Genomic DNA, 6861 nt, shown 5'->3' with positions numbered 1-6861 from the left:
GCCACCACTCGACGTGCGCGCCCGGGGCGAGCGGAGGGGGCGGCTGCGGCGGGGCCGGGTCCCCGGCGCCCCGGGCGCGCACGTCGAGTGGTGGCCGCCCAAGCGCCGGGCGCCGGGTCCGGGCGCGCCGCCGGGCGCCGCCTCCCGGCGGCCGCGGGCGTGCGCCGAGGCCGCCCCTCCGGCGGGCCGGGGAGGCGGCTGGGCCGTCCCCGCGGCGGAAGCCGCCGCCGCGGGGAGGGCGGCTATGCCGCCCTGTCGCCCGCCCCGGGCGCGCCGGGCGCGCCGGCCGGTGCCGGCTCGGCGGTCTCCTGGAAGTCGACCTTGCCCATGTGCCGGTTCATCGACTTCATCAGGCCCCACACCGCGAGGGCGAGGGCCGCGAACACGATGAAGCCCAGGACGCCCGGCGTCACCTTGTTCTTGTCGAAGGTGTCGGCCGCGAGCGGGAGGAGCTGCGTCAGTGCTGCGTGGGTAGCGCTCATGACGGGACATTCTCCCGGATGCCCGCGAAGAGGTCCGACTCGGGGAGGGAGGTGTCGACGAGGGACTTCGCCAGCTCGTACTCCTCGGTGGGCCAGACCTCCTTCTGGATCTCCATGGGGACGCGGAACCAGCCGCCGTCGGGGTCGATCTGCGTGGCGTGCGCGATGAGCGCCTTGTCGCGGATCTCGAAGTAGTCGGCGCACGGCACGTGCGTGGTGAGCGTCCGCTCGGTGCGCTCGAACTCCTTCCAGCGCTCCAGCCACTCGCCGTACGGGGACTCCATGCCGCGGGCGAGCAGCGCCTCGTGCAGGGCGATGGTGCGCGGCTTGTTGAAGCCCTGGTTGTAGTACAGCTTCTGCGGCTGGAAGGCCGGGCCGAACTCGTCCTCCGGGTACTTCTCGGTGTCGGCCGCCCCGTCGAACGCCACCATCGTGATCTTGTGGGTCATGATGTGGTCGGGGTGCGGGTAGCCGCCGTTCTCGTCGTACGTGGTGATGACCTGCGGCCGGAAGGCGCGGATCTTCTTCACCAGGCGGCCCGCCGCCTCGTCGACGTCCTCCAGGGCGAAGCAGCCCTCGGGCAGCGGGGGCAGCGGGTCGCCCTCCGGGAGGCCGGAGTCGACGTAGCCGAGCCACTCCTGCTCGACGCCGAGGATCTGGCGGGCCTCCTCCATCTCCTTGGCGCGGACCTCGTGGATGTTCTCCTCGATGTACTTGTCACCCTGGAGCTTGGGGTTCAGGATCGAGCCGCGCTCGCCGCCGGTGCAGGTCACGACCAGCACGGGCACCCCCTCGGACACGTACTTGGCCATCGTGGCCGCGCCCTTGCTCGACTCGTCGTCGGGGTGCGCGTGGACGGCCATCAGTCGCAGCTGCTCGGTCAAGACAGGATCCTCTGTGATTCGTCAGGCGGACGGCTTCTATAGTGACCGAACCGGGGGGTGGAAAAATTCCGGGGTGAGACCGGAAAATCCAGCGCCCGCCCGGCCTCCCGGAAGGAACGATCATGAACACCGTGCGCGAGGGACTGCCCGAGGGCCGTTACGGCCGGTCGGCGGACGAGCGTGCGGACCGCAAGCTGAAGGTCGCCGGCTCGGTGCTGGGCGCCGCGCTGCTCGCCGTGGTCGGCTGGATCGGCTGGGACTACGTCGCCGGGCAGACGGTCAGCGCCGAGGTGATCAAGTTCCAGGTGGTGTCGGACTCCGAGGTACAGGTGCACCTGGAGGTCCGCAAGGACGCCTCGGTCGCCGGGGTGTGCACCCTGATCTCCCAGGACCGCGGCCACGGCGAGGTGGGCCGGGCGGACTTCACCTTCCCGCAGCAGGCGTCGCGGGTGGACGAGCTGGTGTCGCTGAAGACGACCGCGCGCGCCACGGCGGTCGAGCTGGTGGGCTGCCAGGCGGCCGGCTCCGCGGGCTGATCCCGGCCCCGCCGCCCGCGCCCGCCTCCGCCTCCGCGTCCGCCGGCCGGCCCCCGAGGCCCGGCCCCTGCCGGGCGCGGCCCGGTTCGGACGTCCGTCCGGACACTTTCCTGCTCACGGGCCCGATGACACACTTCTCCACACGGTGTCCTCCCCCTTTTCTTCCCGAATTGTTAGGCTCGTGGTTTCGCCCGCCACCGGCGGACAAGCAGTCCCCTGTACCGACGAGGAGCACCCGTGACCCAGACGAGCGACAGCGTCACCTGGCTGACCCAGGCGGCGTACGACCAGCTGAAGGCCGAGCTGGACTACCTCTCTGGTCCCGCCCGCACGGAGATCGCAGCGAAGATCGCAGCCGCCCGCGAGGAGGGCGACCTGCGCGAGAACGGCGGTTACCACGCGGCCAAGGAGGAGCAGGGCAAGCAGGAGCTGCGCGTGCGCCAGCTGACGCAGCTCCTGGAGAACGCGAAGGTCGGCACGGCCCCGGCCAGCGACGGCGAGGTCGCCCCCGGCACCGTCGTCACGATCGCCTTCGACGGCGACGAGACCGACACGATGTCCTTCCTGCTGGCCTCCCGCGAGTACGCGTCCGGGGACATCGAGACCTACTCGCCGCAGTCGCCGCTCGGCGCCGGCGTGCTCGGCAAGAAGATCGGCGAGGAGGCCGACTACGAGCTCCCGAACGGCAAGACGGCGATGGTCAAGATCCTCGACGTCAAGCCGTTCACCGGCTGACCGCACCGGCCGACCAGCGGCCCCGCCCGCCCGCCGGCCGCATGCCGCAGCCCCCTCGGATGTCCGTCCGAGGGGGCTACCGCGTTCCCGGGCTCACTCCGCGCGGCGGTACTTGCGCACCGCCAGCGTGCGGAACACCGTGACGATCAGCACCGACCAGAGCACCGAAGCCGTCACCGGGTGCTCCATCGGCCAGGCGTCCGACGCCGACACGCCCGGGTTCCCGAACAGCTCGCGGCAGGCCTGGACGGTCGCGCTGAAGGGGTTCCACTCGGCGATGGGCTGGAGCCAGCCCGCCATGTTCTCGGTGGGCACGAAGGCGTTCGACACGAAGGTCACCGGGAAGAGCCAGATCAGCCCCCCGGAGGTGGCGGCCTCGGGCGTGCGGACGGACAGGCCGATCAGGGCGCCGATCCAGGAGAAGGCGTAGCCGAGGAGGAGCAGGAGGGCGAAGGCCAGGAGCGCCTTGGGGATGCCCTCGTGGATGCGCCAGCCGACCAGCAGCGCGACGATCGCGAGGACCCCCAGGGTGAGGGTGGTCTGCGCCAGGTCGGCGAGGGTGCGGCCGGTGAGGACCGCGCCGCGGGCCATCGGCAGGGAGCGGAAGCGGTCGATCAGCCCCTTGTGCATGTCGTCGGCGATGCCCGCGCCCGCGCCGGCCGTGGCGAAGGTGACGGTCTGCGCGAAGATGCCCGCCATCAGGAACTCGCGGTAGCCCGCGGCGCTCGTCGACCCGCCGATCATCATCGAGCCGCCGAAGACGAAGCTGAACAGCACCACGAACATGATGGGCTGGACCAGGCCGAAGACGACCATTTCGGGGATCCGGGTCAGACGGAGGACGTTCCTCTGCGCGATGACCAGGGAGTCGCTCAGGCTGCTCATTCCGACCACTTCCCGCCCGCCCCGGAACCGCGGACCGGCGCGCCTGCCTCACCGTCCGGCCCGGTCCTGTCCTCCGACCCGGTTCTGTCCTTCGCTCCGGCCTTGCCGTTCCCGCCGTTTCCGCCACCTTGGCCGTTCAGCGCTGCCGCGTGGCCCGTCAGGGAGATGAACACGTCGTCCAGGGTGGGCCTGCGCAGGGCGATGTCGTCGATCTCGATGCCGCGGGCGTCCAGCTCGCGGATCACCTCCGCGAGCAGCCGGGCCCCGCCGGAGACCGGCACCGTCAGCTTGCGGGTGTGCTCCTCGTACGCCGTGCCGCCCTCCCCGAAGCCGGCGAGCACGGCCCGCGCCTCGCCGATGCGCTCCCGGTCGTGCACGACGACCTCGACGCGCTCCCCGCCCGTCCGCGCCTTGAGCTGGTCGGACGTGCCGCGCGCGATGACCCGGCCGTGGTCGACCACCGCGATGTCGTGCGCGAGGTGGTCGGCCTCCTCCAGGTACTGGGTGGTCAGGAGCAGGGTGGTGCCGCCGGCCACGAGCTCCTGGATGACGTCCCACAGCTGCTGGCGGTTGCGCGGGTCAAGACCGGTCGTCGGCTCGTCCATGAACATCACGGGCGGCCGGACGACGAGCGCGGCCGCCAGGTCCAGACGCCTGCGCATGCCGCCGGAGTACGTCTTCGCGATCCGGTCGGCGGCGTCCGCGAGGTGGAAGCGGTCGAGCAGCTCGTCCGCGCGCGCCTTCGCCTCCCGGGCGCCCAGCTGGTAGAGCCGGCCGACCATCCGGAGGTTCTCGCGGCCGGTGAGGTATTCGTCCACGGCCGCGAACTGACCGGACAGGCCGATGGAGCGGCGCACCTCTTCGGGGTGCCTGAGGACGTCGACGCCGGCGACGACGGCCCGGCCGGCGTCCGGCCGCAGCAGGGTGGTCAGGCAGCGGACGGCCGTCGTCTTGCCCGCTCCGTTCGGGCCGAGCAGCCCCAGGACCGTGCCCTGCGGCACGTCGAGGTCGACGCCGTCCAGTGCCCGTACTTCGCCGAAGGTCTTCACCAAACCTTCGGCATGGATGGCGCCTGGCATGAAGGTCCTCCCCACGGGGAGCGGAATCGGGTGTTTCCCCCGCAAAGCCTAAGGTGGCGGCGGTATTCCCGCGCGCGGTTCCGGCGAATCCGGCGCCGCCGCCGCTCAGCCGACGACCGCGTACCCCGCCCCGTGCAGCGCCCGCGCGACCGCCGCGCAGTGCTCCGGGCCCTTCGTCTCCAGATGCAGCTCCACCTCGACCTCCGTCAGCCCGAGCCGCGGGTCGGTGCGGATGTGGCTGACGTCGAGGACGTTCGCGTCCGTGTCCGACAGCACCGCCAGCAGCCCCGCCAGGGCGCCCGGCCGGTCGGCGACCCGCAGCCGCAGCGACAGGTAGCGGCCCGCCGCGGCCATGCCGTGCCGCAGGATCCGCTGGAGCAGCAGCGGGTCGACGTTCCCGCCGGACAGGACGGCCACCACCGGCCCGTCGGCGTACCGCTCCGGCTCGGCGAGCAGCGCCGCCACCGGCGCGCAGCCGGCCGGCTCGACGACCAGCTTGGCCCGCTCCAGGCACAGCAGCAGGGCGCTGGAGAGCTGGTCCTCGGTGACGGTGCGGACGTCGTCCAGGAGCTCCCCGATGATCTGGAAGGGGATGTCGCCGGGGCGGCCCACCTTGATGCCGTCCGCCATCGTGGCCGGGCTGTCGATCGCGACGGGGTGGCCCGCGCGCAGCGAGGGCGGGTACGCGGCCGCGCCCGCCGCCTGCACCCCGACCACCCGCACGTCGGGGCGCAGCGCCTTGACCGCGATCGCGATGCCCGCGGCGAGCCCGCCGCCGCCGATGCCGACGAGGATCGTGCGGACCTCCGGGCACTGCTCCAGGACCTCCAGGCCCAGGGTGCCCTGGCCGGCGATGACGTCCCGGTGGTCGAAGGGGTGGATGAAGACGGCGCCTGTGCGCTCGGCGTGGTCCTGGGCCGCGGCGAGGGCCTCGTCGACGACCTGGCCGTGCAGGCGTACGTCGGCCCCGTACTCCTGGGTGGCCGCGACCTTCGGCAGCGGTGCCCCGACCGGCATGTACACGGTCGCGTGGACGCCGAGGAGGGAGGAGGCCAGGGCGACGCCCTGCGCGTGGTTGCCGGCGCTGGCGGCGACGACGCCGGCGGCCCGCTGCTCGGGACGCAGGCCGGCGATGCGGACGTAGGCGCCGCGGAGCTTGAAGGAACCGGTCCGCTGGAGGTTCTCGCACTTGAGGTGGACGGGGGAGCCGGTGAGCGCGGAGAGGTGCCGGCTGCCCTCCATCGGCGTGACCCGGGAGACACCCGAGAGCATCTTCTGCGCCCCCCGTACGTCGTCGAGGATGACCTGCGGGACGGGCTGGGGCACGCGGTAGTTCATGGGGCCAGTCTCGCAGCCCGCGCGGATCGGGGCGTACGCCGCGGATCGCCCGGGGGCGGACCCGGCACAGGGCGTACAAGGGTCGAAATCCGGCCATGCGGGACGGCTTCGCGGGGTTCGTCCGTAGCGGCTTCGTCCCGGTCGTATCAGTTCTTCCACGGGGCGTACGAGCCGCCGCGGCGCCGCGTACGCTGTCCCCCATCCTTGTCGGCCCCACGTGAAGAGAGCACACGGCCATGCCTTCCAACCCGGCCAATTCCGACCTGCCCGCGGTGGCCGAGACGCCCGCAGACGCCGGTCTCCTGGACGCGCTCCAGCACCAGGTGGCCGTATTCGCGCGCCGCGCCGAGCAGACCCGCCTCGGCGGGGTCGGGCAGGCCCGCAACTCGATGGACCGCGCCGCGTACCTGCTGCTGAACCGGCTCGACCTGGAAGGCCCGATGGGCGTCAAGGCGCTCGCGTGCGGCATGGGCATCGACTCCTCGACGGTGACCCGGCAGGTCGCCCCCCTCGTGGACACCGGCCTGGTCAAGCGGACCTCGCACCCGGAGGACGGGCGGGCCGTCGTCCTCGCCCTGTCCCCGCGCGGCCTGGCCCGGCTGGAGGAGGTCCGGCACTCGCGCCGTGAGCTGATGGCCCGCGTCACCGACGGCTGGACCGAGGACGAGCGCGAGTCCTTCACCGCGCTGCTCACCCGCTTCAACGGCTCCCTCTCGGAGCTGATGGGCAGCGTCTCCGAGGCCGGCCCCGCCTCCTGAGCCGGCGCCCGCGGCCGGCGGCCCTCTCCGCGGCGTCCGACCCCTTGACCGGGGCCGTGGCGCTGCCCGCACCATGTCTCCTGTGGACCACCGATCGGGGCGCTGGGCCGAGTTCGAGGCGTTCGTCGCGGGCGCGGCGGGGCGGCTCCTGCACGTCGCCGTGC

Annotated in this window: 8 protein-coding genes; 3 read left to right on the top strand and 5 right to left on the bottom strand. The window is 72.8% G+C overall.

Features of this window, described 5'->3' with window-relative positions; all coding sequences use genetic code 11:
* Positions 1-242 precede the first annotated feature (242 nt).
* On the bottom strand, positions 243-482 hold the full coding sequence (locus EF903_RS26310) for a hypothetical protein (RefSeq protein ID WP_125547233.1): 240 nt from the start codon (positions 480-482) through the stop codon (positions 243-245).
* Positions 479-1366, bottom strand: coding sequence for a mycothiol conjugate amidase Mca (gene mca, locus EF903_RS26305; protein ID WP_125547231.1), 888 nt, complete (start codon positions 1364-1366; stop codon positions 479-481). Before mca ends, EF903_RS26310 begins: the two co-directional genes overlap by 4 nt.
* A gap of 122 nt (positions 1367-1488) precedes the next feature.
* Here mca and EF903_RS26300 point away from each other — a divergent pair, with 122 nt between their 5' ends.
* Positions 1489-1902: a DUF4307 domain-containing protein gene (locus EF903_RS26300; protein WP_125547229.1), complete on the top strand. Its 414-nt coding sequence runs from the start codon at positions 1489-1491 to the stop codon at positions 1900-1902.
* 237 nt (positions 1903-2139) lie between these two features.
* Entirely contained in the window at positions 2140-2637 is a 498-nt protein-coding gene (gene greA / locus EF903_RS26295; protein WP_125547227.1) for a transcription elongation factor GreA, read from the top strand.
* A gap of 93 nt (positions 2638-2730) precedes the next feature.
* Here the strand turns inward: greA and EF903_RS26290 are convergent, their stop codons facing one another.
* The 3 genes from EF903_RS26290 to ilvA all read right to left on the bottom strand — a co-directional run bounded on the left by EF903_RS26290 (position 2731) and on the right by ilvA (position 5939).
* A complete protein-coding gene (locus EF903_RS26290; protein ID WP_125547225.1) occupies positions 2731-3522 on the bottom strand; it encodes an ABC transporter permease in 792 nt (263 codons plus the stop codon).
* Complete coding sequence (locus tag EF903_RS26285; protein ID WP_125547223.1) at positions 3519-4601, bottom strand: ATP-binding cassette domain-containing protein; 1083 nt, start codon at positions 4599-4601, stop codon at positions 3519-3521. The genes EF903_RS26290 and EF903_RS26285 overlap by 4 nt, the downstream gene beginning before the upstream one ends.
* A 105-nt stretch (positions 4602-4706) precedes the next feature.
* Complete coding sequence (gene ilvA / locus EF903_RS26280; RefSeq protein WP_125547221.1) at positions 4707-5939, bottom strand: threonine ammonia-lyase; 1233 nt, start codon at positions 5937-5939, stop codon at positions 4707-4709.
* A gap of 236 nt (positions 5940-6175) precedes the next feature.
* On the opposite strand from ilvA, the gene EF903_RS26275 reads away from it, so the two are divergent.
* Positions 6176-6697, top strand: a complete 522-nt coding sequence (locus EF903_RS26275) for a MarR family winged helix-turn-helix transcriptional regulator (RefSeq protein WP_125547219.1) — start codon at positions 6176-6178, stop codon at positions 6695-6697.
* Positions 6698-6861: the final 164 nt, after the last annotated feature.

This window comes from Streptomyces sp. WAC05292 (assembly GCF_003949955.1).
In the GTDB taxonomy this organism is placed as follows: Bacteria; Actinomycetota; Actinomycetes; order Streptomycetales; family Streptomycetaceae; genus Streptomyces; species Streptomyces globosus.
This window is presented reverse-complemented; position numbering and strand designations above follow the sequence as displayed.